We start from the raw sequence: 23,806 nt of genomic DNA on the forward strand, positions 1-23,806 counted from the left end.
CGCGGCAAGCGGCGCGGCGCACGCTCGACCTCGTCCTGTCATGACGACACGAGGAGGAGACGTGCGGACGACACAACGACTGACGACGATGGTGCTGTGCGGCCTGGCGGCCACGCTCGCCGGTACGGGGGCGACCGCCGCGGGGGCGACCGGCTCCGACGCGGAGGCGGCACGGACCTGGTATCCCCACCACGAGTCGTACGCCTCGGAGGACGACGCCGGCGGGCGCGACGTGTTCGCGTCGCTCAACACCGGCACCGGCCTGTTCTACGAGGTCGGCTTCTGGGCCTACGGCGAGCAGTTCTACGCCCGTGAGAACTACAGCGACGGCCACGGCCTGAAGGCCTACCTCTCCGTCGAGGGGTTCGGCACGGCGACCTACACCATCGACACCGCCGCCGACGACTGGAACCTCAGCTTCCCCGAGGGCCGCGCGGTGTCGGTGCAGGTCTGCATCGACGGCACCAGCACCTGCTCCGGCTGGGCCCACGGCGGCCGCACCTGACCGATGTCGCGGGCGGAGTGACACCGTGCGCCCGGGTCTGCCGCGTTCGCCGAGGGGGCCGCACGTTGGCCGTCCCCCTGGCGCCCTTTTTCTTAGCCCTATCAGGGGGACGGGGGCGATCTGGGCACACCTCGATGCCCGGAGCCGTCCTCGATAGCGAAAGCGTCCGAAAGGCCCCTCGAACACGACTCCCGCCATCGAAGACGGCTCCGGGAATCGAGGACAACCGGTGCGCCGGCACGAACGGCGAACGGTGCACCGGGCGGGCTCTGCCCGCATTTGGCGAACTGCGCGACAACGGCGAACCGTTACACGATCCCCAACGCCACCGTGTGGATTCGCTGCGCCGGGTGGGGAGGATCACTGTTCCCCTGGCAACAGCGATGCCACCCAGCACGCACAGTGATCCCACCCAGTGACGTGCCGAGGGTAGGCGCACAGTCGCCACGGCCGAGATCGATGTGAGATCACTGCGGAAACGACGCGGCATCACTGTCGCCGACACGACAGTGTTCTCCCATCGATCACGCAGCGGTCCCACACCGTTGCGCCGTGCCGCGTCGTGGAGCGGGACCAGCAACCCGACGCCCCCTCAAACCCGCTTCAAGTGCCGGAGTGTCGGAGACCACGCGAAACTAGGGTCGCCGCCGGCCGCCCGGGGTGTGGCCGAACTCCTTCCCGTACGCGGCCACGAACGCCGACGGGCTGGCGTAGCCGACCCGGCGCGCCACCCGGGTCACGGGCTCGGTCTGCAGCAGCACCCGGGCGGCCCGCAGCCGGACCTGCGTCCGGTACCGCCGGTAGGAGGTGCCGAACTCGCGGCGGAAGTCGCGCTGCAGCGTCGTGACGCTGGTGTGCAGCCGCGCCGCCCACTCGTCCAGCCGGGTGTCGTCGCCGGGGTCGTGCGCGAGCGCCCGCGCGACCGTCGCTGCCAGGCCGGCGCCGGTCACCGGACGGCCGGGCAGCTCGTCCGCGAAAAGACCGAGCCCGGCCAGGATCAGTCCCCGCGCCTCCAACGCGCGCCGCTCCTCGTATCCGGGCCGGGCGATCGCCCGCAGCAGCCGCCCCGCCTCCGCGTCGACGGAGACGGCGCCGGCCCGCAGCCCGTCGAGCGCCGGCGGCGCCTCGCGCAGGCACACCCGGTAGACGAGGTCGCCGCCGGTGAGGCGCACCTCGTGGCTGACCGCGCGGTGCGCCCAGAACGCCTCGCCCTCGCCGACGAACCGCACGCTCACGCCGTGCCGCGCGGTCAGCACACCGCCGGGCGCCCAGTACAGCTGGTGCAGGAAGTCCTGGCGGCGCTCACCGAACTCCAGCACGCCTGCCGTCCGGTACTTGAGCAGGTAGATGCCGCCCGGGTTGCCGATGCCGTACCCGTACTCCTCGCACCACAGCGGATCGCTCCCCCACCGCTCCGTCAGCGACACAACCCGACCTCTCATCGACATCTCCAGCAGGTCCAGTAAGGCTAGCCTCACCTGCATGCGTACTTTGTTCCTCCCCCTCGTCCTGGTGCTCGCCGTGGCCGCGGCCTGCGGCGATGACGGCGGCACCGAAAGCACCGCGAGCGACGACACCCGGGTGTTCGCCGCCGACAACGGCGACATCGAGATCCCCGCCGACCCGCAGCGCGTGGTCGCCACCGGGTACGCCGTCCCCGCACTGATCGAGGCCGACGCGGCGCTGGTCGGCATCTCGTCGTGGGAGCGCGGGCTGGCGATGATGACCGACGAGGACCGCGCGACGTACGACGAGCTGCCGCGGGTGGCCGGCGAGGCGGCGGCCGAGACCGACTACGAGGCCATCGCGACGCTCGAGCCCGACCTCATCGTGCTGGGCATCCCGCAGCCGGTCATGGGCGACATCGACCTGGAGTACCTGGAGTCGATCGCCCCCGTCGTCGCGATCGGGCCGACGGTGCCGGACGCCTGGCGCGAGCTGTCCGAACGGCAGACCGACGCGACGGACCGGCTGGAGCACTTCGAGGAGGACCGGACCGCCTACGAGGAACGCGCCGCGGACCTGGCCGCGAAGTACGAGGACGCCCTCGCCGGCCTGGAGTTCGGCCACGTCGGCGGGTACGGCGTCGCCGAGGAGGGCACGTTCCAGCGCGAGTTCTCGCGGTCGTGGGGCACGAACATCGCCGAGGACGTCGGCGTCACGTACTACGGCGAGGTGGCCGAGCCGGGCGGCGGCGGACGGGACGTCTCGGAGTACGTGTCGCTGGAGCAGCTCACCGACAGCCTCGGCGAGGCGGACGCGATCACCTACACGGTCCAGCCCGACGGCACGCCGAACCCGTCGGTGCAGGCGGTGCTCGACTCCGGGCTGTGGCCGAACCTGCCCGCGGTGCAGGCCGGCCGCGCCTTCCCGGTCCGCTACACCGAGGCCTCGACGTACCCGTCGGCGATGTTCACCCTCGACGCGCTGGACGAGGCGCTCGCGCCGCTGCTGGACGCCCGGTGAGGGCGCCCGACGACCGCAGCGACCCTGGGCCCAAGGTCGCCGCGCACCACCGGTCCGGCAACGGCGTCACCCGCATCCCGTACCCGATCGGCGTCCGCACCGTCACCGTGCGCCGCCGCGAGCGGGTGACGCCGCGGATGCTGCGCCTGACGCTCGGCGGCCCGGGCCTGGCCGGCTTCCACACCTACCACGCCGACGACCACGTCAAGATCGTCTTCCCGGACGACGACGGCGTGCTGCGCGCCCCGGTGCCCAACGACCGCCAGCTGCTGGACTGGCCGCGGCCGCTCCCGCCGACCCGCGACTACACGATCCGCCGGTACGACCCGGACGGGCTGGAGCTGGACCTGGATGTCGTCCTGCACGACGGCGGGCTGGCGTCGACGTGGGCGGCGGGCGCGGAGAGCGGCGACGAGGTGACGATCGCCGGCCCGCCGGGCGGCAAGGCGTTCCCGTACACCTACGACCACTACGTCTTCGCCGTCGACGCGACCGGGCTGCCGGCCGTCGCGCGCTGGCTGGAGTCGGCGCCGGCCGGCGTCAGCGCCGACGTCGTCGTGGCGGACGAGCCCGGCTATCCGGTTCCCCATGGCGAGCGGGTGACGGTGCACCGGCCGGCCCACGGCGCCGCGCTGGCCGCGACCGTCGACGCGCTGCCGCGGCCATCCGGGCGGACGTTCCTGTTCGCGGCCGGCGAGGCGGGCGACGTCAAGCCGCTGCGGAGCTGGCGGCGCGGCGAGGTCGACGCGCTGGTGACGGGGTACTGGAAGCGCGGTGTCGCGGGGCACGACGAGGACTGACGATGAGTTCCGGCGGCGCGCCGGGTCTGCACGGTATGACACGGATCATCGCCGACATCTCCGTCTCCCTCGACGGCTTCGTCACCGGGCCTGATCCAGGCCCCGACAACGGCCTCGGCACCGGCGGCGAGGGCCTGCACACCTGGGCGTTCTCGAACGATCCCGATGACCAGCGGCTCCTCCGCCAGGCGACCGCCCGCTCGGGTGCCGTGGTCCTCGGCCGCCGCCTGTTCGACGTGGTCGACGGGCCGGACGGCTGGAGCGACGACCTGGGTTACGGTGCCGGCGAGGTCGGCAAGCCGGCGTTCGTCGTCGTGACCAGCTCGGCGCCGGAGTCGGTGCGGCTCACCGACCTCGACTGGACGTTCGTCACCACCGGCATCGCCGACGCCGTCACCGCGGCCCGCGAACGCGCCGAGGCGGCGTCGGCGGCCGCCGGCACCGACCTCGACGTCGTTCTCATGGGCGGCGGCGCCACTGTCGCGTCCGCGATCGAGGCCGGGCTGGTCGACGCGCTGCTGCTGCACCTCTCGCCGGTGCTGCTGGGCGCAGGGACGCCGCTGTTCACCGGCGCGACGCCGCGCACGCTGGTGCAGCGCGGCGCCGTCACCACGACCACCGCGACCCACCTCACCTACGACGTCGGCCGACCGGCCGCGGGCGGCTAGCCTGGGCCCGTGACGACGCAGCCGCCGATCCCGGACCCGGCGCTGGTGGTGCTGGCCGGCGCCTCCGGAGCGGGCAAGTCGGTATGGGCGCGGGCGCACTACCGCATGCAGGAGATCGTGTCCTCCGACGACCTGCGCGGCGTGGTCGGCAGCGGCCGGCACGACCTCGACGCGACGGACGACGCGTTCGCGCTGCTCGACCGCATCGTCGCCGCGCGGGCCGGGCGCGGGCTCACCGTCGTCGTCGACACGCTGGGCCTCGACGCCGAGCGCCGCCGCGGCTACCTCGCCGTCGCCCGCGCGGCCGGGCTGCCCGCCGTCGCCGTCCGCTTCGACACACCCGCCGAGCTGTGCCGGGCCCGCAACGCCGCCCGCGACCGGCCGGTCCCGGCGCCCGCGCTGGCCGGCCAGCTGCGCCGCGCTGGCGAGGTCGCGGCCGAGCTGGACGGCGAGGGCTGGGACCTGGTCGTCACGGTCGCGGCGGACGCCCCGCGCGACGACACCGTCGCGGCCCCCGCGGTCCCCGCCGCCGAGGCGGCGGGCGAGCGCAAAGTGATCCTGCAGGTCTCCCGCTTCCCGTGGGACGACGACCCGGCCGGCTGGCTGAAGGAGGTCGCGCTGGCCGCCGACGACGCCGGGTTCGCCGGGCTGGCGCTGATGGACCACCTGATCCAGATCCCGCAGGTCGGCCGCGCGTGGGACCCGATCCCGGAGCCGTTCACGACGCTCGGGATGCTGGCCGGGCTCCCCACCGGGCTGCGGCTCGGCCCGCTGTGCACGCCCGTGACGTTCCGGCCCGGCGGCATCATCGCGAAGGCGGTCGCGACGCTGGACGTGCTCAGCGGCGGGCGGGCGTTCGTCGGCATCGGCGCGGGCTGGTTCGGGCGCGAGCACGAGGTGCACGGGCTGGCGTTCCCGCCGCCGAAGGAGCGGCTGGACGAGCTGGAGCGGGCCATCGAGATCATGCGGGCGCTGTGGGCGCCGGGCACCAAGGCGTTCTCCGGAACCCGCGCCGACCTGCCCGAGACCACGTCCTACCCGCGGCCCGTGGGGCGCCCGGAGATCGTCGTCGGCGGGTCCGGCGACCGGTCGCTGCGCATCGCCGCGGCCCTCGGCGACGCCTGCAACCTGCGCACCGACGACGGCTTCGACGAGCGGCTGGCGGTGTTCGAGAAGCACCGCCACCGCGCCGGCCGCGACGTCGCCGTCACCGTCCTCGACCTTCCGATCGTCGGCCGCGACCGCGACGACGTCTGGCGGCGGGTCGAGCGGGCCCGCGGCAACGCCACCGCGGCGGCGTACGCGCGCAAGCACCACGCGGCGACGGCCGAGCAGACGGCCGCCCGCTACCGCGAGCTGTTCGGCCGCGGCGTCCGCACCATCTTCGTCGCCGTCCAGGACCTCGCCTCCCCCGACGACGTCCGCGCGCTCGCCCCGATCGCCGCGCCCTGACGCCGTCAGCGGAAGTCGCGCTCGATCCAGATCGTCGGCGGCGCGTCGCGCGTCAGCAGCACGAACCCCACGAGCAGCGCCAGCAGCGCGGCGAGCGCGATCCAGTCGTCCCGGCTCCACCGCGTCACGCGACCAGCCCCATCGCGCGTTCCAGCAGCTCACACCAGGCCGCGACGCCGGCGGCGGACGGATGCACGCCGTCGGACAGCCAGTCGCCGGACAGCGCGCCGGCCCAGTCGACGACCACCAGGTTCGGGTGCCGCTCCGCGACCGCCCGCAGCTGGTCGTTCAGCCAGGCCGAGTGGCTGCGGTCGGCCGAGCGCTGCGTCGCGTCGCCGCGCCGGCGGTCCACGTGGACGGTGAGCCAGTAGACCCGGCGGCCGCCCGCCGCGTCCAGCACCCGCTCCACCTGCCGCCACCAGCCCAGCGGCGCGAACACGTCGTTCGCGCCGCTGACGACGACGAGGCCGCGGTCCGGGATCAGCCCCGCGTTCTGGACGATCCAGTCCGCCGCCGGCGCCGTCGGCCGGCCCGGGTGCGCGTTGACGGCGACGGACAGCCCGGACGCCGCGCCCACCCGCGCGGCCAGCTCGTCCACCGTCGCCCGGGCGATGGAGTCGCCCACGACCAGCAGGCCGTCGCCGTCGCGGACCCGGCGCAGGTGCCGCGGCGTGCTGATGACCGGCGTCAGCTCCCGCCACTCCCCCAGCGCGCCGGTGCCCGGCACCGTCCGGTCCTCGGTGAGCGCGTGCGGCAGCGGCGCGGCGGCCAGCGGCGCGGGTCCCGCGAGCGGCGCCGCCTGCACCGCGACCGGCTCCGGCGCGGCACAGCCCACGACCCCGCTGACCAGCAGCGTCAGCGCGCAGGCAGGCAGGATCGAGCGAGGCATGGCGGGCCCTCCGGTCGCCGGTGCGGGCCCCCGCCCGCCTCGCTCCGAAGACGGAGTGAGGCGCCGGTTCCGTTGCATCGACAAGATCCCTGCCGGACGCTCGATGCAGCGTTCCGGGCCGTTCGTGCGTCCTCGGGTGTGACGACGCATGACTGGAGGCAGGGTGGATCCGGACGAGGACGAGGAGTTCCGGCGATTCATCGCCGGACGGTCGCTGGCGCTGCTGCGCACCGCGTACGCGCTGTGCGGCGACCGGCACGCGGCCGAGGACCTCGTGCAGGGCGCGCTGGCCAAGCTGTACCGGCGCTGGCGCAAGGTGGACGACCCCGAGGCGTACGTGCGCCGGGTCATCTACAACGACCAGGTCACCCGGTGGCGCCGGCGGCTGGTGCTGCACGAGGACCCGGTCGGCGACGTGCCGGAGGGCCCGGCGCCCGACGCCGCCGACCTCGTCGGCGACCGCCTGGACGTCCTGCGGCTGCTGCAGCGTCTGGCGCCGCGGCAGCGCGCCGTCCTGGTGCTGCGCTACTACGAGGACCTGCCCGAACGGGAGATCGCCGCCCTGCTCGGCTGCTCGACCGGGACGGTCCGCAGCCAGGCGCACCGCGCCCTCGCCCGCCTGCGTGACCTCGCCCTCGAACCGACTCTGGACGGAGCCTGACGATGAACGTCGAACACCTGCTGCGCACCGCCGTCGACGACGCGGTCCGGGAGGTGCCGCCCGGTTTCGCCGACGGCGCCATCCGGCGGGGCCGCCGTTCGCGGCGGCTGGCCCGGGTCACTGCCGGTGGCGGGGCGGCGCTCGTGGTGGCGGCCGCCGCCGTCGGCGTCGCTGTCGTCGGCGCCGACGACCCGTCCACCGGCGTCGATCCGGCCGGCACTGGCGGCGTGGTCGATCTCGGCACGCTCGCTGCCGGAGCGGCCCCGGAGGTGCCCTGGTACGCCGACGGCGCCCTCCACTTCGGCTCCGCGTCGACCCCGTACGACGTCACCTGGGACGATGAGGCCGACCAGCCGGTCATCCAGCGGGTCATCGGCGGCTACGTCGTGTGGACGTGGACGTCCGACCCCGACGACGCCTACGGCTACTCCAGGCTGGCCCTGGTGCCCGACGACGGCGAGCAGGTCGTGCTGGCCGACGGCCACGTCACCCCGCCGGTGGTCTCGGCAGACGGCGGGCGGATCGCCTGGGGCCTGCCGAACCGGGACTGGGACACTGACGAGCAGGCCCGCGAGGACGGCCTCACCAGCGTCGTCGTTGTCGCCGACGCCAGCGGCGAGGTCGTGGCCGAGCTACCCGACGCGCCCAGCCCGGGCGCCCAGCCGATGGGCTTCCTGGCCGACGGCCGGGTGGTCCTGGACGCGGCGGCGAACGAGGCGTGGGGCACCTACGCCTGGGCGCCCGGCGGTGAGGTCACGCTGCTGCGCGAGGACCTCGGCGTCCGCGCCACGTCGCCCGACGGGCTCGCCGTCCTGAGCGGCACCACCGGCCCGGAGCAGGTCACCGACCTCGCGACCGGTGCGGCGCTGTGGCAGCTCGGCAGCGGCTACCACCACCGCTTCTCCCCCGACGGCCGGTACCTGGTCACGGTCGAGACATGGGACAGCGTCGAACGGCCCGATGACGTCGTGATCCGCGACGCCCGCACCGGTGCCGAGCTCACCCGCATCACCTTCCGGCGGGCCGAGACGGTGCGCTGGGAGTCGCCCACGGCGGTCGTGATCGAGGCCTACGACGACCCGGGCGCCACGTTGGTCCGATGCACCACGGACGGCTCCTGCGAGTTGTCCACCGAGATCCGGCCGGCCGACCCCGACCCCGATGCCTTCGACAGCCCGTACGTCCTCGGGTGAGGCCCGGCTCAACGTTTCCGGCCGCGGGCGCGTGTTGACTGTGTGACGACGATGGACGAGGACTTCACCGACTGGTACGTCGCGCTGCGCCCACGGGTGCTGCGCGCCGTCACCATCGCCGTCGGAGACCGTGACCTGGCCGAGGAGGCCACCGCCGAGGCGTTCGCCCGGGCGCTGGCCCGCTGGCCGGCCGCCGCGGCGCTGGACTCGCCGGTCGCCTGGCTGCTCAAGGTCGCGGTCAACGAGGCCCGGACGCGCTGGCGGCGAGCCCGGCTGGAGCGGCGTCACCTGCAGCGGCTCGCCGGGGAGCCGCAGCGGCACGCCCCGGCGGCCGAGCCGCGCGACGACGCACTCTGGACGGCCGTCGCCGCGCTGCCCGAACGCAGCCGCCAGGTCGTGGCCATGCGTTACGTCCTCGACCTCACGGAACCCGAGATCGCCAGCACTCTCGGCGTCACGCGCGGAACCGTGGCCTCGACGCTCAGCCGCGCTCGCCGGCAGCTCGCCGCCGCACTGACCCACGAGGAGACGAAATGATCGACATCGACGACGAGCTGGCCCGCGCGCTGGCCCGGATCCCGGTCGGCGACCATGCGCCCGTCGAGCACCTGCGGGGCCGCGCCCGCAGGCTGCACACCCGCCGCCGCCTGGCCGCCGCCGGCGCCATCGCCGCGGTGACGGCCGCGGCGGCCGCCGTCGTCGTGCCGAGCTCGGTGCGCGACGGTGCCGAGCCGCCGGTGACCGACCGGCCGCCGGCCGAGGAACCGGCGCCGGGGGTGCCGGACGTCGTGCTCGACCTCGGCACCCTCGGTCGTGGTCCGGAGCCGGCAGTGCCCTGGTACGAGCCGGCCGGCACCCTTCATTTCGGCACGGAGCAGGCACCGCACGTCATCGAGTCCGACTACCCGGCGTTGCGTCGGGTGGACGGTGGCTTCGTGGTGTGGGACGAGCTCAGCGTCGACCAGGCGGAGCGGTCGCTCGTGTTCGTCCCGGGGAACGGCGGCTACACCGAAGAGATCGCCGGCGGCCCCATCTCGCTGCCGGTGGTCTCGCCCGACGGCATCCGGGTCGCCTGGGCGGTCAGCAACGGAGACGTGGACACCGGCACCAGCACCAGCACCAGCACCCTGATCGTCGCCGACGCCACCACGGGCGAGGTACAGGAGGAACTGCCCGGTGTGCCGGGTTCGAGCACCAAGCCGATGGGCTTCCTCGACGACGACACGATCCTCGTCGAGGCCGGGGCCAACACCGTGTCGGGCCTGCACACCTGGGAGCTGGGCGGAGGGCTGACGCCGTACCGGGACGAGACTGGTGTGGCCGCGGTGTCACCCGCCGGTGACCTGCTCGCGCTGACCGGGGACGCCGGCGGCGGCATCGACGTGGTCGACGTGGCCTCCGACGCGACGTTGTGGACCCTGCGGGACGGCTACCCCCTCGCGTTCTCCCCCGACGGCCGCTACCTCGCCGTGGGCACCGAACCGGTCAGGAACTGGGTGACCCCCGAGGATCTCGCGACCGCTCGGCCCGGCGACGTCATCGCCAGAGACGAGCACGAGGTCACCGTCACCCAGGACATGCTCGACACCGCGGCGCGCTATCCGGACGGCTGGGAGCGCATCGAGCACCTCGTAATCCTGGACGCCCGCACGGGCGCGGAACTGCTGCGGGTCGAGGGCGAGCTGCCAGAGCTCACGGCGGTGTGGGAGTCCGGCACCAGCGTGGTGTTCGACGCCTACCAGGACAGCGCGGAGGCTGCGCTGGTCCGGTGCACCGTCGGGGCGGGTTGCGAGCTGGCCACCGATCCGGCCGCCCTCGACGACGACCCGGACACCTACGACGTCCCGTACCTCCTCGGGTCCTAGGCCGGCCATGATCATCAACCTTCTGTGTCGTCATAGCAGCACAGAAGGTTGATGATCATGGTCAGTCGCGTAGGGCGAGGTACTGCGTCCGGGCCTCGAAGACGCCGCGCATCTCGGTGGTCACGCCGGCCATGAACTCGTCGCGGTAGGTGGAGTCGGTGAGGATGGAGATGGCGTAGTAGAGCCCGGTGAACGCCGCCATCCCGCCGGCCACCCGCAGCAACGTCTCCGACAGCAGCGTGTCGTGGCCGAACAGCGAGATCGTCTGGCTCCACGAGCCGGTCGTGCCGGCCCACGCCTGCCCCACCTCCGGCGTCACCGCGAACAGCCCGAACGCGACGAAGAACGCGCCGACGCCGGCGCTGACGACGGAGACCTGCAGGATCTGGCTCACGACGAGCGTCAGCCCGACGTTGATCCGCTGCCGGCGGGTCAGCGGCCGGGCGTCGCCGTTGAGGTCGTTCTCCAGCTGGCGCACCAGGCCCGGCGCCCGGACGGCGAAGAACACCAGGCCCAGCCCGAGCAGGAAGCCCATCACGACCAGTGCGAACGCCCGCGGCATGTTGCCGAACATCTGCCACATCTCGGCGTTGACGAACAGCACCAGCGAGAAGATCAGCAGCAGTGGCAGCGTCCGGACCAGCCGGCCCAGCGACGCCGCCAGCTCGTCGGCCATGCGGCTGAGCGCCCAGAGCACCGTCGCGATCAGGCCGTACCCGACCACCAGGTACACCAGCAGCAGGAACACCGAGTTGCCGATGATGATGCCGAAGAACTGCCGCCACTGACCGGAGAAGATCACCGGCAGCAGCGCCGGGACCAGCACGAACGCCGCCAGCTCGGGCCGTCCGACCTCGCGCGGCAGTTCCAGGAAGCGGCGGCCGCGGACCCGGTTGAGCGCCCCGAACGCGGCGATCAGGATGGCGAGCCCGCCGAGCGCGGCCGCCACGTTGAGCAGGACCGGCCACTCCAGCTCGGTCGCGCCGAGCATCTCGCCCAGGAACACCAGCGCGAGCCACGGCGCCGCACGGGTGAAGATGTCCTCGCTGGCGGTGTAGTCCTCGATGAACAGCGGCAGGCCACTGCGCCGGAACCGGCGCTCGTACTCGGCGAGATCGTCGCGTGGGGCCACCTGCCGGACTCTACCGACCGGTCGCGCGGCCGGCGGGCAACCTCACTTGGGCGGGTTTGGGTACGATCCGCCCGATAGGAGGTGTCGTGGACGAGCCACGGTACACGCGCAACGAGGATCAGGCCGGGCGCTACGACCGGCACTGGAACGAGCTGCTGCAAGAGCTGCGCATCGCGCAGACCGGCGGGCAGATCCTGTTCGCGTTCCTGCTGACCATCGCGTTCACCTCGCCGTTCCGCGACGCCGACGACTTCACCCACGACGTGTACGCGGTGACGATCGTGCTCTCGGCCATGTCGATGGCGCTGCTGATCGCGCCGGTCTCGTTCCACCGCATCGTGTTCCGGCAGGGACTGCGCGACCGGATGATCCCGCTGGCGTCGCGGATGACCGCGGGCGGGCTGGCGCTGCTGATGCTGGCCGTGTGCGGCGGGCTGCTGCTGGCGCTGGACGTCGTGCTGGCGCGCTGGCTGGCGATCACCGTCGACGGCGTGGCGCTACTCTGGTTCATCGTGTTCTGGTACGTGATTCCGGCCCGGGTCCGCGCACGGAGCGCGTCTTGACCCTCGTCCACCACCGGCACGACGGCGACGGCTGGATCGACTGCGCCTGCGGGCAGCGGCACTGGGGCCGGTACGGCGCGGCCGGCCTGCTGCTGGTCGACGACGAGCGCGGCGTGCTGCTGCAGCACCGGGCGCACTGGAGCCACCACGGCGGCACCTGGGGCGTGCCGGGCGGCGCGCGGTCGTCGGCCGAGACCGCGCTGGAGGCGGCGCTGCGCGAGGCCGCCGAGGAGGCCGACGTGCCGCCCGACGCCGTCCGGCCCAGCCACGCCTGGATCGAGGACCACGGCCCGTGGTCCTACACGACGATCGTCGCGCGCGCGTCGCGGCCCGTGGACGGGCGGGCGGCCGACCCGGAGAGCCTGGACATCACCTGGATCCCGGTCGACGACGTCGCGGCGCTGCCGCTGCTGCCGGCGTTCGGGACGATGTGGCCGCGCATCCGTGCGGCGGCGCCGTCGGACCTCGTGCTGGTGGTCGACGCGGCGAACGTGGTGGGCTCGCGGCCGGACGGCTGGTGGCGCGACCGCGTCGGTGCGACCGCCCGGCTGCGCGACGAGTTGCGGGGGCTGGCGCCGGTGCCCGCGGCGGCGCTGGAGCTGCCGGCGGCGCAGTGGTGGCCGCGCGTCACGCTGGTCGCGGAGGGCCGGGCCCGCGGCGTCGAGTCGCTGGACGACGTCACCGTCGTCGACGCGCCCGGCAGCGGCGACGATGCCGTCACGGCCGCCGTCGCCTCGGCCGTCGCCGAGCGCCCGCACGACCACGTCGTCGCGGTGACGGCGGACCGGGAGCTACGCACGCGGGTCGGTGCGGCCGGCGGCCGCAGCATCGGCCCGTCCGCCCTGTTCGAGCTGGCCCACCGCGGCCGCTGAGCGGCACAGACACAGTTCTGAAGAGATCCTGAAGACCGCGAGTCGTTCCCTGGTCGAGGCGGCCGATCGGCCGCCTCGACCTCCATCGGAAGGGAACGACATGCCCCGGCTACGTCCGCACCGACTCACGGCGCTCCTCACCGCGATGCTCGGCCTGGCGCTCCTGCACCTCGGCGCCACACCGGCGTCGGCCCAGCCCGACAGCGCCGCATCGCCGCAGGTGGCCGGCTGCGTCGGCGCCTCGTTCTCCAAGACCCTCCGCAACGGGGAGGCGATCTGCAACGGCAACTACCTGGTCCGCATGCAGGGCAACGGCGACCTCGTCCTGCGCGTGATCTCCACCGGCCGGGCCTGCTGGACCAGCGGCACGGCGGGCATCTGGTCGAACGACGCCTACGCGATGTTCATCCAGAACCCCCTCGGCGACCGGCCGTACGTCGACATCTTCCAGGTGTCGAAGGGACGGATCGGGCGCATCCTCGGCGCGCACACGCAGTACAACCACGGGACCAACGCCAACGTCAACAGCAAGGGCGAGTTCTGGGTCGGCTACCGGCGGGTGGCCTCCTGCTGACCCTGCCGTGAGCGGCGCCGACACAGTTCTGAAGAGATTCTGAAGATCGCAAGTCGTTCCCTGGACGAAGGGTCGGCCGATCGGCCGCCTCGACCTCCACAGGAAGGGGGGACGACATGCTCCGCATTCGTCCTCGCAGCCTCACCACCCTCCTCACCGCGATGCTCGGCCTGGCGCTCCTGCACCTCGGTGCCGTGCCGGCGTCAGCCCAGCCCGACAGTGCCGCCTCGCCCCGGGTGGAGGGGTGCGTCGGCACCTCGTTCGCCGGGACGCTCGGCAGCGGGAAGGCGATCTGCAACGGCAACTACCTGGTGCGCATGCAGGGCAACGGCGACCTCGTCCTGCGCGTGATCTCCACCGGGCGGGCCTGCTGGACCAGCGGCACGGCGGGCACCTGGTCGCACGACGCCTCCGCAACCTTCCACAAGAACATCTGGGGCCGGCCGTACGTCGACATCAACAAGACGTCGCAGGGACGCATCGGGCGCGTCGTCGGCGCGCACACTGCCACCACGTTCGGGACCAACGCCAGCATCAACAGCAGGGGCGAGTTCTGGATCGGCTACAAGAATGTGGCCTCCTGCTGAACCCGTCCGCACCGGCGGCCGTCAAGCGGACTTGCGCTTGGCGGCCGCCTTCTTCGCCGTCTTCTTCGCCGGGGCCGGCGCCTCCTCGGCGTCGGCCTTGCCCGCCGCGCGGTTCTGCTTGGCCTCTTCGACGCTGCGGCGCAGCGCCTCCATGAGGTCGACGACCTTGCCCTCGGCGGGCGCGGCCTCCGGCGCCGGGATGACCTCGGCGCCCTCGGCCTTGGCCTCGACGACCTTCAGCAGCGCCTCGCGGTAGTCGTCGTGGTACTCCTCGGGGTCGAAGTCGCCGGAGAGGGTGTCGATGTAGGACTCGGCCATCGCCATCTCCTGCTTGCGGACCTCGATGTCCTCGTCGAGGAAGTCGAACTCGGGCTTGCGGATCTCGTCGGGCCACAGCATGGTCTGCACGATCAGCGTGCCCTCGAACGAGCGCAGCACCGCCAGCCGCTCCTTGTTGCGCAGCGCCACCTTGACGACGCCGACCCGGCCGGAGCGCTCCAGGGAGTCGCGCAGCAGCGCGTACGGCTTGGTGTCGCCGGTGGGCTCGGCGTAGTAGGCGCGGTTCAGCGACGTGGGGTCGATCTGCGAGAACGGCACGAACCCGAGCACCTCGACGGACCGCGACGACGTGATGGGAAGGTCCTCGAAGTCTTCGTCGGTGAGCACCACCAGCTGGCCGCCGGGCAGCTCGTAGCCCTTCGCGATGTCGGCGTAGGCGACCTCGTGCCCGCCCGCCTCACAGAACCGCTTGTAGCGGACCCGCCCGCCGTCGGCGGCGTGCACCTGCCGGAAACTGACGTCCTTCTCCTGCGTCGCCGACACCAGCCGGACCGGGATCGACACCAGTCCGAACGAGATCGAGCCCTTCCAGACCGTTTGCACAGGCATGTTCTACTCCGTCCGCCGGCACCTCGTTCGATGCGTCCGTCCAAGCCTAGTCTGGCTCGCCACGACCCCGGCGCGCCTCCTGGGCCCAGTCGGCCCCGCGTGTCACTCTCGAAAACATGAGGCCAACGCGAAACCTCAACGTCGCGGCGCCCGAGCTGCTCATCGGGTCCCTCACGGCCTGGTGCGGCGAATGCGACGCGGAGACCGAGTTCGACAAGGTCCCGGGCGGGCTGGGCGTCGAGTTCGCCTGCCGGGAGTGCTCGGCCGCCGTCTTCAACGGCGACCTGCCGCTGATCGAGTCGATCTTCCAGCCCGTCGCCGTCTGACGGCTCAGGCTGCCGCCGCGGCGTCCACCACCCGGCCGTCGCGGAGTTCGAGCGTGCGGTCGGCCTGTTCCATCAGGGCGGGGTCGTGGGTGGCGACGACCGCCGTCATGCCGCGACGGCGCACCAGGTCGTGGATGAGCGCCATCACCGAGGCGCCGGTCCGGGTGTCCAGCTGCGCCGTCGGCTCGTCGGCGATCAGCACGTCCGGGTCGCCCGCCAGCGCCCGCGCGATGCCCACCCGCTGCTGCTGCCCGCCGGACAGCTCGTACGGACGCTGCTCGGCGTGGCCGTCCAGCCCGACCAGCGCCAGCAGCTCGACGACCCGCGCGGCCCGCGCGACCGGGTCCAGCTCCTGCAGCCGCAGCGGGATCTCGACGTTCTCGGCGGCGGTGAGGATCGGGATCAGCCCGAACGACTGGAACACGTAGCCGATCTGGTGCCGGCGGACGGGGACGAGGTCCTTCTCGCCCATCGTGGACACCTCGAGGTCGCCGACGAACACGCGGCCGCTGGTGGGCCGGTCCAGCGCGCCGAGCAGGTTGAGCAGCGTCGTCTTGCCGGACCCGGACGGGCCCTTGACGACCAGCAGCTCGCCCGGGTGCGCCTCGAGGTCGACGTCGTTGACGGCGTGCACCTCGCGGGCGCCGCTGCCGAAGACCCGGCTGACGGCGACGGCGCGGACGGCGTGGTTCTCACTCACCGGCGACCCCTTCTCCACGACGCTCCAGTTCGTCCGGCCACACCCCGATATGGTCGGGTTCCAGGGCCAGCCGGACGCGGTCCTGCAGCCGCAGCGCGCCGACGAAGTCGTCGGGCAGCTGCAGCCGGCCGGCGCGGTCGAGGACGGCGAACTCCTCGGCGATGTGCTGCTCCTGGCCGTGTTCGTCCAGTTCGGTGCGCCGCAGGATCTCCGTCGCCGTGCGGCCGTCGCGGATCTGCACCGTCCGTCCGACGTGCCCAGCGACGGCCTGGTCGTGCGTCACCACCAGCACCGTCACGCCGAACTCGGTGTTCGCGTGCCGGATCGCCTCGAACACGTCGGCGGACGTGGCCTCGTCCAGTTCGCCGGTGGGCTCATCGGCCAGCAGCACCCGCGGCTCGTTGACCAATGCGACGGCGATGGCGACGCGCTGCTGCTCGCCGCCGGACATCTCGGCGGGACGGCGGTCGCGGCAGTGCGCCACACCCATCGCCTCGAGCAGCAGCTCGACCCGGGACGAGCGGGACCGGCGCCGGGCGATGGCGGCCGGGACGGCGACGTTCTCGGCCGCGGTGAGGTACGGCAGCAGGTTGCGCGACGTCTGCTGCCACACGAACCCGACGGTGTGCCGCTGGTAGCGGACCCGTTCGCGGCCCTTCATCGTCAGCATGTCGAGCCCGGCGACCTTCGCCACGCCCGCGGTCGGCGTGTCCAACCCGGACAGGATGTTCAGCAGCGTCGACTTGCCCGACCCGGAGGCCCCGACGACGGCCACCACCTCGCCCGCGTCGACCCGCAGGTTGAGGCCCTGCAGCGCCTGCACCTCGACGCCCTCGGCGGTGTAGATGCGCACGAGGTCCTCGCACACGATGTCGCGGCGCTCGGCCGCCAGCAGCTCCGTCACGTCTCGTCACCCATCCGTAGGATTCCCGCCGGCGCCAGCCGCCGTCCCGTCAGCACCGACACCGCCACCGCCACACCGACCACCGCCACGAAGCCCAGCATCACGGCGCCCAGCAGGCCGACCGGCAGGTGCACGGCCGGTTGCTCGCCGCCACCGGTCAGCGACCGCAGGTCGACGCCGGAGAGCACCGCCCACGGCAGCCCGACGCCGAGCAGCAGCCCGGTCACCAGCGACACCGCCGCCACCGGCGCGGCCTCCCAGACGACCAGGCCCTCGCCCTGCCGGCCGGACAGCCCCAGCGTGCGCAACTGCGACAGCAGCCGCCCACGCGACGGCGCACCCACCACCATGGTGAGCACGACGGCGGCCGCGCACAACAGCCCGGTCAGCAGGATGGCCCCGACGATGGCCCGCGCGGTGCCGTCGTTCACCGGCCCGCGTAGGTCCGCGATCTCCGACGCCGGGGTGGTCATCGTCCGGTCCCCCACCTCGGCGGCGACGGCGGACGCGGATCCACCGGAGCCGAGGTCGACCAGCGTGAGCCGCGGCGGGATGAGGGTGACGCCGGCTTCCTCCAGCACGCCGCGGTCGGCCACCATCCACTGGCCGCCCGACGTCAGGCCGGGGATCTCCGTGGCGGTCCCGGCGACCACGGCGTCCAGCCGCTCGCTCAGCACCAACTCGCCGGTGACGCCGTCGTCGGCCAGGCCGCCGGCCACCAGCAGCGGGATCGCGCCGTCCGGCCCGAGCTCGGTCAGCCCGGACGGCAGCGGGTCCAGCGCGGTCCCACCGGCGCGGACGGCGTCCAGCGCGGCGATGTCGACGACGTAGAGCGGGACGCGGTTGTCGAGGGAGCCGACCTCGAACAGGGTCGGGCCGGGCGCCACCACGGGCGCGACGGCGTCGACGCCCGGCAGGCCGGCGACGGCGGCGAGCTCCTCGTCGGTCAGCGGCACGCCGGTCACCCGGACGTCCGCGCCGACCTGCTGCCACGCGGTCCGCTCGATGCCGCGCTCGGTGGTGGACCAGACGACGGTGGAGAACGCGGCGATCGACATGCCGACGACCAGCGCGAGCATCGGGACGAACCCGGCGACCGGATCGCGGACGGCGCGCGCGGCGCCGAGGTAGGCCACGGTGCCGCGACGGCCGCCGAGCACCCGGCCCAGCGTCGCCATCGGCCGCGGGTACAACCGCATGACCAGCACGCTGACGGCCAACGCCAGCAGCAGCGGCGTCGCGGCGGTGAGCGGGTCGATGCCGGCGCCGCCGGCGTCCAGGCCGCGGGCGTTGAGCGCGAGGGCGGCCGCCACGGCCGCGCCGACGGCCAGCCCTTCGAGCAGCTTGCGGGCCCGCGACGGCCGGGCCAGCCCGAGGTCGCGGCGGACGGCGCGCAGCCCCTTCGGGCGGGCCGCCAGCGGCAGCAGCACCGCCGGCGCCAGCCCGACGACCAGCGGCAACGCCAGACCTGCGGTCCCGCCGACTCCGTCGACGAAGACGGCGGCGAGGACGGTGGCCAGCGCGGCGGCCGGCAGCCCGAGCAGCAGCCCCTCCGTGACCATCAGCAGCCGCAGCTGCAGCGGTGAGGCGCCGCGCGCGCCGATCAGCCCGAGCGCGGACCGGCGCCGTTCGACCATCAGCCGGGCGGCCAGCGCCAGCACCGCCAGCGCGACGCCGAACGGCCCGGCCGCGACGATCGCCATGACCGCCTGCGAGCTGTCGTGCCGCTCGGCCACCCGGTCCAGCACGTCGACGGAGCTGGTGGTGAGGATCGGGCTGAACGGGAGCTCGCCCTGGCCGGACGAGATCACCGGGGCGGCCGCGATGAACCGGCTCAGCGCGTCGCGCAGCGGCACCGTGGCCTCCGCCCGCGCGGACGAGACGTCCACCGGGTACCAGAGCCGGGTCTCCATCGGCGACCCGAGCGCCGGCGCCAGCGCGGACCACGAGTCCGGGTCGACGTACCCGGCGATGGTCAGCACGCGGCCGCGGTCCCAGTCGTCGAAGACCTCCGGCCCCAGCGCGGCGCGGCGGTGTGCCCACGCCGGCGCGGCGGCGTCCAGCGGCTCGTACACGCCGGACAGCCGGTACGCCACCGGCGGCCCGCCGGCCCGCGGCGCCGCCGGGGTGACCGCGCCGATCGTCCAGCCGACGTCTTCGGCCGACGTCCGCGCCACCATGACGTCGACGACGACCGGCTGGCCCGGCGCCGGCTCCGTCGCGGGCGCCGGCGGTTCGCCGTCGACGACGCGGACGGTCTCGGCCCAGTACGGGTCGGCGGTCGGCAGCAGGTCGGTGACGCTGTCGGACGCGCGCACCTCGACCCGCGAGACCGGCGCGGTGACGACGAACCGGCCCGGCCCGGTCGCCTCGCGCACGGCCGCGGGAGCGTCGTCGCGGACCGAGGCGAGCGCCTGGTCGAGCGGCGCCCAGATCGCGCCGTCGACGCTCAGCGGCGGCGGTGCCCCGGCCACCGAGGTCACGTCCCGCAAGGTCGCCGGGGTGCCGGCCAGCTCCGCGTGCAGGTCGTCGGTGAACACCTGCTCGGCCAGCCGCGGCAGCGCCGCCGCGACCAGGGCCAGCACGAACACCACGCCGACGACGACCAGCGCCGCCGCGCGGTCGGCGAGGAACTGCCGGCGGAACAGCCGCCCGGTCCCCAGACCCGTGCTCATCGCCGCTCCTCCCCGGGAACCGCCGCCGCCGCATCGCGTCCGGCCCGCGACGCCTGCAGCAGCGCCACCACCGCGATCACGCCGGCCAGCGCGAGCCCGAACACGGCCAGCGCGCCCAGGCTGGCGCCGCCGACCGGGTCCAGCGCCTGCGGCACCTCGGACGTCGCGGCGCGGGCCAGCACCGTCACCGTCAGCGCGGCGACCACCACCCCGCCCAGCGCGCCCGCCACCATCGCCAGCAGCCCCATGCCGGCCTGCTCGATCCGCCGCGACCGGGCCTGTTCCGACGGCGCCACGCCGACGACGCGCAGCACGGCCAGTTCGCCGCGCCGCTGCCGCCGCAGCGTCGCCGCCGACGCGACCGCGCCGATCGCCGTCAGCACGATCGCCGCCGCGGCCACCGACCAGAACGCCGGCACGACGTGCCGGGCCAGGCCATGGTCCACCAGCCCGGAGCGGACGGTCTCGCGGTCGGTCACCTCGGCCGCACCGGCCAGCCCGGCGTCCTCGACCGCCGCGGCCAGCGCCGCGGTGTCGCCGCCGCCGGCGCTCAGCCACACCTCGGTGATGCGCTGCGGCCGGTCCGCGACGCGCAACAGCGCAGCCGTGACGCTGGGGAGGTCGGCCACGAACGCGACCGGGCCGGCCACGCCGGGCACCACCGGCACCACGTCGACGACCTGCGCGTCGACCCGGGCGCCGACGACGTGCAGGGTGACCGGGTCGCCGACCTGCAGGCCGAAGTGGTCCAGCGCGTCTCGCGAGGCGACGACGGGCACCGGCTCGCCGGTCGCGGCCGCGGGCGTCAGTCGCACGGTCGCGCCGGGCAGGAGCGCGACGGCCGCGGCCGACAGCGGCGACGTCGTGCCGGGGTCGGCGGCATCGAGGTTGTAGCTGGCCTCGGCCTGCGGCTGCCACGCCCCGGCGCCGTCCAGCGGCACGTCGGTGGCCGTGCCGGACGCGTCGACCGCACGCAACGCCGTGACGGCCGGCTCGCTCGCACCGGTCATGGCGAGGCCGAGGTCGGCGGCGACGACGGTGCCGAACCCGGGGGGCACGGCCGCGACGCCGTCCTCGACGACGGCCTGGGCCAGCACGCCGTCGGCGTCGGCGACCAGCAGCGTCACCGCGGCGACACCGGTCGCGTCGACCTTCAGCCGCTCGGTGCCCTCCGGCAGCTCCAGGCCGGTCAGCGACGGCTCCGCGGGCGCGATCTCGGCGGCCACGCGCCCGGCGGGGAACACGTCGTCGCGGCCCTCGACGACGTCGCCCAGGCGGCCGGCCGGCATCGCCAGCAGCGCGGTGCTCTCGTCGCCGATGCGGGCGCCGGTGGACAGCACGCCGACGGCGTCGGCCGCGCCGCCGACCTGCCCGTACGGCAGGGCCGACTCGGCCGGGCGGGCCGCCGTGAGCGGCCCGGCGCGGTCGAACGTCACCCGCACGTCGGCGCCGGAGCGGACGTCGGCGAGGTCGTCCTGCAGGCCGGTCCAGGTGGCCGAGTAGGACGCAGCGAGCACGCCCGCGCCCGCCGTCACCACCACCAGCACGACCACCGACGAGTACACCGGCAGCCGGCGGGTCACCTGCCAGGCCGGCAGCAGCAGCCCGAGCCGGCGGCGCCCGGCCAGCGCCCGCTCGGCCAGCGCCAGCGGGTACGGGACGGCGAGCAGCGCGAGGGCAGCGCAGGCCAGCAGCGCCAGCGCCGGGCCGGGTGTGGCCAGCAGATCGGCGCCGCCCGCGCCCGACGCCTCGCCGTAGCGGCGCAGCTGCCAGATGGCGACCGCGGCGGCGATCAGCGCGACGGTGGCGAAGCTCCAGCCGATGGCGCCGGCGGCGCGGCGGCTGCTGAACGCGACGGTGTCCTCGACCCGGCGGCGGGCGGTCGCGGCGGCTCCGGCGACCAGCAGCGCGAGCGTCCCGGCGGCGACTCCGGCGGCGCACCACGCGGCCACCCCGGCGTCGACGGCCGGCCCCCCACCGGCGCGCAGCGCGGCCACCGTCGCGGCCGCGCCGAGCGCGGCCGCGGGCACGACCACCGCGACGGACTCCAGCACCGACCACCACACGAACTGCCTCGCGGACAGCCCGCGCGAGCGCAGCAGCGTCGTCTCGACCTCGCGGACCACGCCGAGCAGCCGGGCCACCTGGGCGCCGGTGACGATCGCGACGGCCACCAGCACGACCAGCGGGACGGCGGACACGCTGGTGCCGCGCGCGACGTCGGCGTCCAGCGACCGGGCGGTCGCGGCCAGCTCACCGCTCACGGCGACGCCGCGGACGTCGACGCGGTCGTCGCCCTCCAACGCGCCGGGCAGCCCCGGCAGCGCACCGGCGAGCGCGGCGACCTGCCCGGGGGTGATCGCGTCGGCCTGTGGCGTGACCCGCCAGCGCACCCGCGGCGACGGCTCGACGGCGGTCAACGCGTCCTCGGTGACCACGAACGGCCCGTACGCGGAGCCGTCGACGCCGGTCACCTCTATCGGCTCGCCGAACCAGAACGGATCGTCCGGGTCGGCCGGCAGCCAGGTGCCGGTGACCCGCACAAGGGTCTCGCCCACGGTGATCTCGTCGCCGACGGCCAGGCCGAGCGCCTCCGCGGCGGTGGCGTGCAGCGCGGTCTCGGTGCCGGCGCCCGTGCCGCCGTCCACCGGCCAGGCGCCGCCGACCAGCTCCGCGTGCTCCTCCAGGCCCTCGTAGACGGTCAGGACGCCGCGCGCGTCCTGGTCGCTGCCGGGCACGGTCAGGGCGTCCTCGCCGCCGGCCAGGCTGCGGTACACGTCCATCGGGGCGCCGCCGGACCGGGCGGCGACGTCCTCGCGGACGGCAGCGTCCTGGTCGGCGGGATCCGGCCCGAGCCGGGTGACGGCCTGCACGGCGGCCTCCGCCGGCGGCGCGGTGCGCAACGCCTCACGGACGCCGTCCTGGCTGGCCACGACCAGGTAGCCGACCAGTCCGGTGGTCACCGCCGCCACCACGAACGCCCAAGCGGCCACCGTCGCCACCACGGCGGCATGGGCGCGAGCCCGCTTGATCCGCATCAGCCGTGCTCACCGGCCCGGTAATCGTTTCCCCCACGCATGATCGGCACAGACTACCCGGCACGTCGCAGGGCATAACAGGCGACAGCGGTCGCAGCTGCCACATTGAGACTGTCGACGCCGGCCTGCATCGGGATGCGCACCCGCCGGTCCGCGGCCGCCATCCAGCGCGCCGACAACCCGTGCCCCTCGCCGCCGACCAGCAGCGCCGTCCGCTCCGCCGGAGCCACGTCGGCGAGGTCGATTGCGTCGTCGGCCGGGGTGAGCGCCAGCGTCTCGAACCCGGCGGCGGCCAGCGCGGCGGGCGCGCCGTACCACTCCTCGACCCGGGTGTACGGGACGGAGAACACGGTGCCCATCGACACCTTGACGGCGCGCCGGTACAGCGGGTCGGCGCAGCGGGGGCCGAGCAGGACGGCGTCCCAGCCCAGCGCCGCCGCGCAGCGGAAGATCGCGCCGACGTTGGTGTGGTCGACGAGCTCCTCCAGGACGACCACCCGCCGGGCCTCGGCCAGCACCTCGTCCATCGGCGGCAGCGGCCGGCGGTGCAGCGACGCCAGCGCGCCGCGGTGCACGTGGAAGCCGGTGACGCCCTCGATGACCGGCTCCGGCGCCACGTAGACGGGGACGTCGCCGGCCGCCGCGAACACGTCGGACAGCGCGTCGACCCAGCGCGGCGCCAGCAGGAACGAGCGCGGCCGGAAGCCCGCGGCGACCGCCCGGCGCACCACCTTCTCGCCCTCGGCGAGGAACAGCCCGTGTTCGGCCTCCAGCGACGTGCGCAGCTGGACGTCACGCAGCGAGACGTAGTCGGCCAGCCGCGGGTCGTCGGCCCCGCCGACCTCGACCAGGCGCGGGCCCGTCACCGCAGCACCAGCACGATGACGGCGGCCGCGCCGACCAGGACGATCACGACGCGCAGCAGCAGCGGTGACAACCGGCGCCCGATCCGGGCGCCGAGCAGCCCGCCGGCCGCGGAGCCGAGCGCGATCAGCCCGGCCACCGCCCAGTCGACGTCGGCCACCACCGTGAACACCAGCCCGGCGAC

General features: G+C 74.5%; 24 protein-coding genes and 1 pseudogene. 14 read left to right on the top strand and 11 right to left on the bottom strand.

Going from position 1 to position 23,806, the window contains the following annotated elements; all coding sequences use genetic code 11:
- Positions 1 to 61: 61 nt before the first annotated feature.
- A complete protein-coding gene (locus ACW62_RS27220) occupies positions 62 to 505 on the top strand; it encodes a hypothetical protein (RefSeq protein WP_157575013.1) in 444 nt (147 codons plus the stop codon).
- Positions 506 to 1,140: 635 nt separating this feature from the next.
- Here the strand turns inward: ACW62_RS27220 and ACW62_RS27225 are convergent.
- The gene (locus tag ACW62_RS27225) at positions 1,141 to 1,947 is read right to left on the bottom strand and encodes a helix-turn-helix transcriptional regulator (protein WP_205629641.1); all 807 of its coding nucleotides are present in this window, start codon (positions 1,945 to 1,947) and stop codon (positions 1,141 to 1,143) included.
- Between the two features lie 40 nt (positions 1,948 to 1,987).
- Here ACW62_RS27225 and ACW62_RS27230 point away from each other — a divergent pair, with 40 nt between their 5' ends.
- From ACW62_RS27230 to ACW62_RS27245, 4 genes are read left to right on the top strand one after another with little or no spacing between them, the layout of a single operon-like run.
- On the top strand, positions 1,988 to 2,971 hold the full coding sequence (locus tag ACW62_RS27230; protein ID WP_053207265.1) for a TroA family protein: 984 nt from the start codon (positions 1,988 to 1,990) through the stop codon (positions 2,969 to 2,971).
- Entirely contained in the window at positions 2,968 to 3,771 is an 804-nt protein-coding gene (locus tag ACW62_RS27235) for a siderophore-interacting protein (protein ID WP_053207266.1), read from the top strand. The genes ACW62_RS27230 and ACW62_RS27235 overlap by 4 nt, the downstream gene beginning before the upstream one ends.
- 35 nt (positions 3,772 to 3,806) lie before the next feature.
- A complete protein-coding gene (locus tag ACW62_RS27240; protein WP_053207267.1) occupies positions 3,807 to 4,439 on the top strand; it encodes a dihydrofolate reductase family protein in 633 nt (210 codons plus the stop codon).
- A gap of 9 nt (positions 4,440 to 4,448) precedes the next feature.
- Positions 4,449 to 5,891, top strand: a complete 1,443-nt coding sequence (locus ACW62_RS27245) for an LLM class flavin-dependent oxidoreductase (protein WP_053207268.1) — start codon at positions 4,449 to 4,451, stop codon at positions 5,889 to 5,891.
- Between the two features lie 5 nt (positions 5,892 to 5,896).
- Here ACW62_RS27245 and ACW62_RS36295 read toward each other — a convergent pair whose 3' ends face one another.
- Together ACW62_RS36295 and ACW62_RS27250 are read right to left on the bottom strand one after the other, a co-directional pair.
- Positions 5,897 to 6,019, bottom strand: coding sequence for a hypothetical protein (locus ACW62_RS36295; protein WP_276202978.1), 123 nt, complete (start codon positions 6,017 to 6,019; stop codon positions 5,897 to 5,899).
- Complete coding sequence (locus ACW62_RS27250) at positions 6,016 to 6,780, bottom strand: GDSL-type esterase/lipase family protein (RefSeq protein WP_053207269.1); 765 nt, start codon at positions 6,778 to 6,780, stop codon at positions 6,016 to 6,018. Before ACW62_RS27250 ends, ACW62_RS36295 begins: the two co-directional genes overlap by 4 nt.
- Before the next feature lie 163 nt (positions 6,781 to 6,943).
- Between ACW62_RS27250 and ACW62_RS27255 the strand changes: the two genes are divergently transcribed.
- The 4 genes from ACW62_RS27255 to ACW62_RS27270 are packed head-to-tail and all read left to right on the top strand — an operon-like array spanning position 6,944 to position 10,499.
- The gene (locus ACW62_RS27255) at positions 6,944 to 7,441 is read left to right on the top strand and encodes a SigE family RNA polymerase sigma factor (protein WP_157575014.1); all 498 of its coding nucleotides are present in this window, start codon (positions 6,944 to 6,946) and stop codon (positions 7,439 to 7,441) included.
- Positions 7,442 to 7,443: 2 nt separating this feature from the next.
- The gene (locus tag ACW62_RS27260; RefSeq protein ID WP_053207271.1) at positions 7,444 to 8,634 is read left to right on the top strand and encodes a hypothetical protein; all 1,191 of its coding nucleotides are present in this window, start codon (positions 7,444 to 7,446) and stop codon (positions 8,632 to 8,634) included.
- 51 nt (positions 8,635 to 8,685) lie between these two features.
- Entirely contained in the window at positions 8,686 to 9,171 is a 486-nt protein-coding gene (locus ACW62_RS27265; protein ID WP_053207272.1) for an RNA polymerase sigma factor, read from the top strand.
- Complete coding sequence (locus ACW62_RS27270) at positions 9,168 to 10,499, top strand: WD40 repeat domain-containing protein (protein WP_053207273.1); 1,332 nt, start codon at positions 9,168 to 9,170, stop codon at positions 10,497 to 10,499. Before ACW62_RS27265 ends, ACW62_RS27270 begins: the two co-directional genes overlap by 4 nt.
- Positions 10,500 to 10,560: 61 nt before the next feature.
- Here ACW62_RS27270 and ACW62_RS27275 read toward each other — a convergent pair whose 3' ends face one another.
- Positions 10,561 to 11,631, bottom strand: a complete 1,071-nt coding sequence (locus tag ACW62_RS27275; RefSeq protein WP_053207274.1) for a hypothetical protein — start codon at positions 11,629 to 11,631, stop codon at positions 10,561 to 10,563.
- An 86-nt stretch (positions 11,632 to 11,717) separates the two neighbouring features.
- On the opposite strand from ACW62_RS27275, the gene ACW62_RS27280 reads away from it, so the two are divergent.
- The 4 genes from ACW62_RS27280 to ACW62_RS27295 all read left to right on the top strand — a co-directional run bounded on the left by ACW62_RS27280 (position 11,718) and on the right by ACW62_RS27295 (position 14,227).
- The gene (locus ACW62_RS27280) at positions 11,718 to 12,194 is read left to right on the top strand and encodes a DUF6328 family protein (protein ID WP_053207275.1); all 477 of its coding nucleotides are present in this window, start codon (positions 11,718 to 11,720) and stop codon (positions 12,192 to 12,194) included.
- On the top strand, positions 12,191 to 13,066 hold the full coding sequence (locus tag ACW62_RS27285; protein ID WP_053207276.1) for an NUDIX domain-containing protein: 876 nt from the start codon (positions 12,191 to 12,193) through the stop codon (positions 13,064 to 13,066). The genes ACW62_RS27280 and ACW62_RS27285 overlap by 4 nt, the downstream gene beginning before the upstream one ends.
- Positions 13,067 to 13,166: 100 nt before the next feature.
- Positions 13,167 to 13,640 (top strand): hypothetical protein, encoded by a 474-nt coding sequence (locus ACW62_RS27290; protein WP_053207277.1) that lies wholly within the window; start codon positions 13,167 to 13,169, stop codon positions 13,638 to 13,640.
- A 116-nt stretch (positions 13,641 to 13,756) separates the two neighbouring features.
- Complete coding sequence (locus ACW62_RS27295) at positions 13,757 to 14,227, top strand: hypothetical protein (RefSeq protein WP_157575016.1); 471 nt, start codon at positions 13,757 to 13,759, stop codon at positions 14,225 to 14,227.
- Positions 14,228 to 14,248: 21 nt separating this feature from the next.
- On the opposite strand, the gene ku is transcribed toward ACW62_RS27295, so the two are convergent.
- Positions 14,249 to 15,115 (bottom strand): non-homologous end joining protein Ku, encoded by an 867-nt coding sequence (gene ku / locus ACW62_RS27300; protein WP_205629643.1) that lies wholly within the window; start codon positions 15,113 to 15,115, stop codon positions 14,249 to 14,251.
- Between the two features lie 116 nt (positions 15,116 to 15,231).
- On the opposite strand from ku, the gene ACW62_RS27305 reads away from it, so the two are divergent.
- The gene (locus ACW62_RS27305) at positions 15,232 to 15,441 is read left to right on the top strand and encodes a hypothetical protein (RefSeq protein ID WP_053207279.1); all 210 of its coding nucleotides are present in this window, start codon (positions 15,232 to 15,234) and stop codon (positions 15,439 to 15,441) included.
- 4 nt (positions 15,442 to 15,445) lie between these two features.
- Here the strand turns inward: ACW62_RS27305 and ACW62_RS27310 are convergent, their stop codons facing one another.
- From ACW62_RS27310 to ACW62_RS35445, 6 genes and pseudogenes are all read right to left on the bottom strand, one after another.
- On the bottom strand, positions 15,446 to 16,141 hold the full coding sequence (locus ACW62_RS27310; protein WP_053207291.1) for an ABC transporter ATP-binding protein: 696 nt from the start codon (positions 16,139 to 16,141) through the stop codon (positions 15,446 to 15,448).
- Complete coding sequence (locus tag ACW62_RS27315) at positions 16,134 to 17,045, bottom strand: ABC transporter ATP-binding protein (RefSeq protein WP_083460222.1); 912 nt, start codon at positions 17,043 to 17,045, stop codon at positions 16,134 to 16,136. Before ACW62_RS27315 ends, ACW62_RS27310 begins: the two co-directional genes overlap by 8 nt.
- On the bottom strand, positions 17,042 to 19,720 hold the full coding sequence (locus ACW62_RS27320) for an FtsX-like permease family protein (RefSeq protein ID WP_053207280.1): 2,679 nt from the start codon (positions 19,718 to 19,720) through the stop codon (positions 17,042 to 17,044). Before ACW62_RS27320 ends, ACW62_RS27315 begins: the two co-directional genes overlap by 4 nt.
- The gene (locus ACW62_RS27325) at positions 19,717 to 22,758 is read right to left on the bottom strand and encodes an ABC transporter permease (RefSeq protein WP_053207281.1); all 3,042 of its coding nucleotides are present in this window, start codon (positions 22,756 to 22,758) and stop codon (positions 19,717 to 19,719) included. Before ACW62_RS27325 ends, ACW62_RS27320 begins: the two co-directional genes overlap by 4 nt.
- A gap of 53 nt (positions 22,759 to 22,811) precedes the next feature.
- Entirely contained in the window at positions 22,812 to 23,624 is an 813-nt protein-coding gene (locus ACW62_RS27330) for a TrmH family RNA methyltransferase (RefSeq protein WP_205629644.1), read from the bottom strand.
- Positions 23,621 to 23,806, bottom strand: a pseudogene (locus ACW62_RS35445) (sulfite exporter TauE/SafE family protein); the annotation flags it as partial. The pseudogene ACW62_RS35445 and the gene ACW62_RS27330, both read right to left, overlap by 4 nt.

It is taken from the genome of Jiangella muralis (genome assembly GCF_001270745.1).
GTDB classification, from domain to species: domain Bacteria; phylum Actinomycetota; class Actinomycetes; order Jiangellales; family Jiangellaceae; genus Jiangella; species Jiangella muralis.

Excerpts from the sequence above, each read along its gene's own strand:
- ACW62_RS27225 (WP_205629641.1), bottom strand. The coding sequence starts at position 1,947 with ATGAGAGGTCGGGTTGTGTCGCTGACGGAGCGGTGGGGGAGCGATCCG.
- ACW62_RS27230 (WP_053207265.1), top strand. The coding sequence starts at position 1,988 with ATGCGTACTTTGTTCCTCCCCCTCGTCCTGGTGCTCGCCGTGGCCGCG.
- ACW62_RS27240 (WP_053207267.1), top strand. The coding sequence starts at position 3,807 with ATGACACGGATCATCGCCGACATCTCCGTCTCCCTCGACGGCTTCGTC.
- ACW62_RS27250 (WP_053207269.1), bottom strand. The coding sequence starts at position 6,780 with ATGCCTCGCTCGATCCTGCCTGCCTGCGCGCTGACGCTGCTGGTCAGC.
- ACW62_RS27260 (WP_053207271.1), top strand. The coding sequence starts at position 7,444 with ATGAACGTCGAACACCTGCTGCGCACCGCCGTCGACGACGCGGTCCGG.
- ACW62_RS27265 (WP_053207272.1), top strand. The coding sequence starts at position 8,686 with ATGGACGAGGACTTCACCGACTGGTACGTCGCGCTGCGCCCACGGGTG.
- ACW62_RS27270 (WP_053207273.1), top strand. The coding sequence starts at position 9,168 with ATGATCGACATCGACGACGAGCTGGCCCGCGCGCTGGCCCGGATCCCG.
- ACW62_RS27290 (WP_053207277.1), top strand. The coding sequence starts at position 13,167 with ATGCCCCGGCTACGTCCGCACCGACTCACGGCGCTCCTCACCGCGATG.
- ACW62_RS27295 (WP_157575016.1), top strand. The coding sequence starts at position 13,757 with ATGCTCCGCATTCGTCCTCGCAGCCTCACCACCCTCCTCACCGCGATG.
- ku (WP_205629643.1), bottom strand. The coding sequence starts at position 15,115 with ATGCCTGTGCAAACGGTCTGGAAGGGCTCGATCTCGTTCGGACTGGTG.
- ACW62_RS27305 (WP_053207279.1), top strand. The coding sequence starts at position 15,232 with ATGAGGCCAACGCGAAACCTCAACGTCGCGGCGCCCGAGCTGCTCATC.
- ACW62_RS27320 (WP_053207280.1), bottom strand. The coding sequence starts at position 19,720 with ATGAGCACGGGTCTGGGGACCGGGCGGCTGTTCCGCCGGCAGTTCCTC.
- ACW62_RS27325 (WP_053207281.1), bottom strand. The coding sequence starts at position 22,758 with ATGCGGATCAAGCGGGCTCGCGCCCATGCCGCCGTGGTGGCGACGGTG.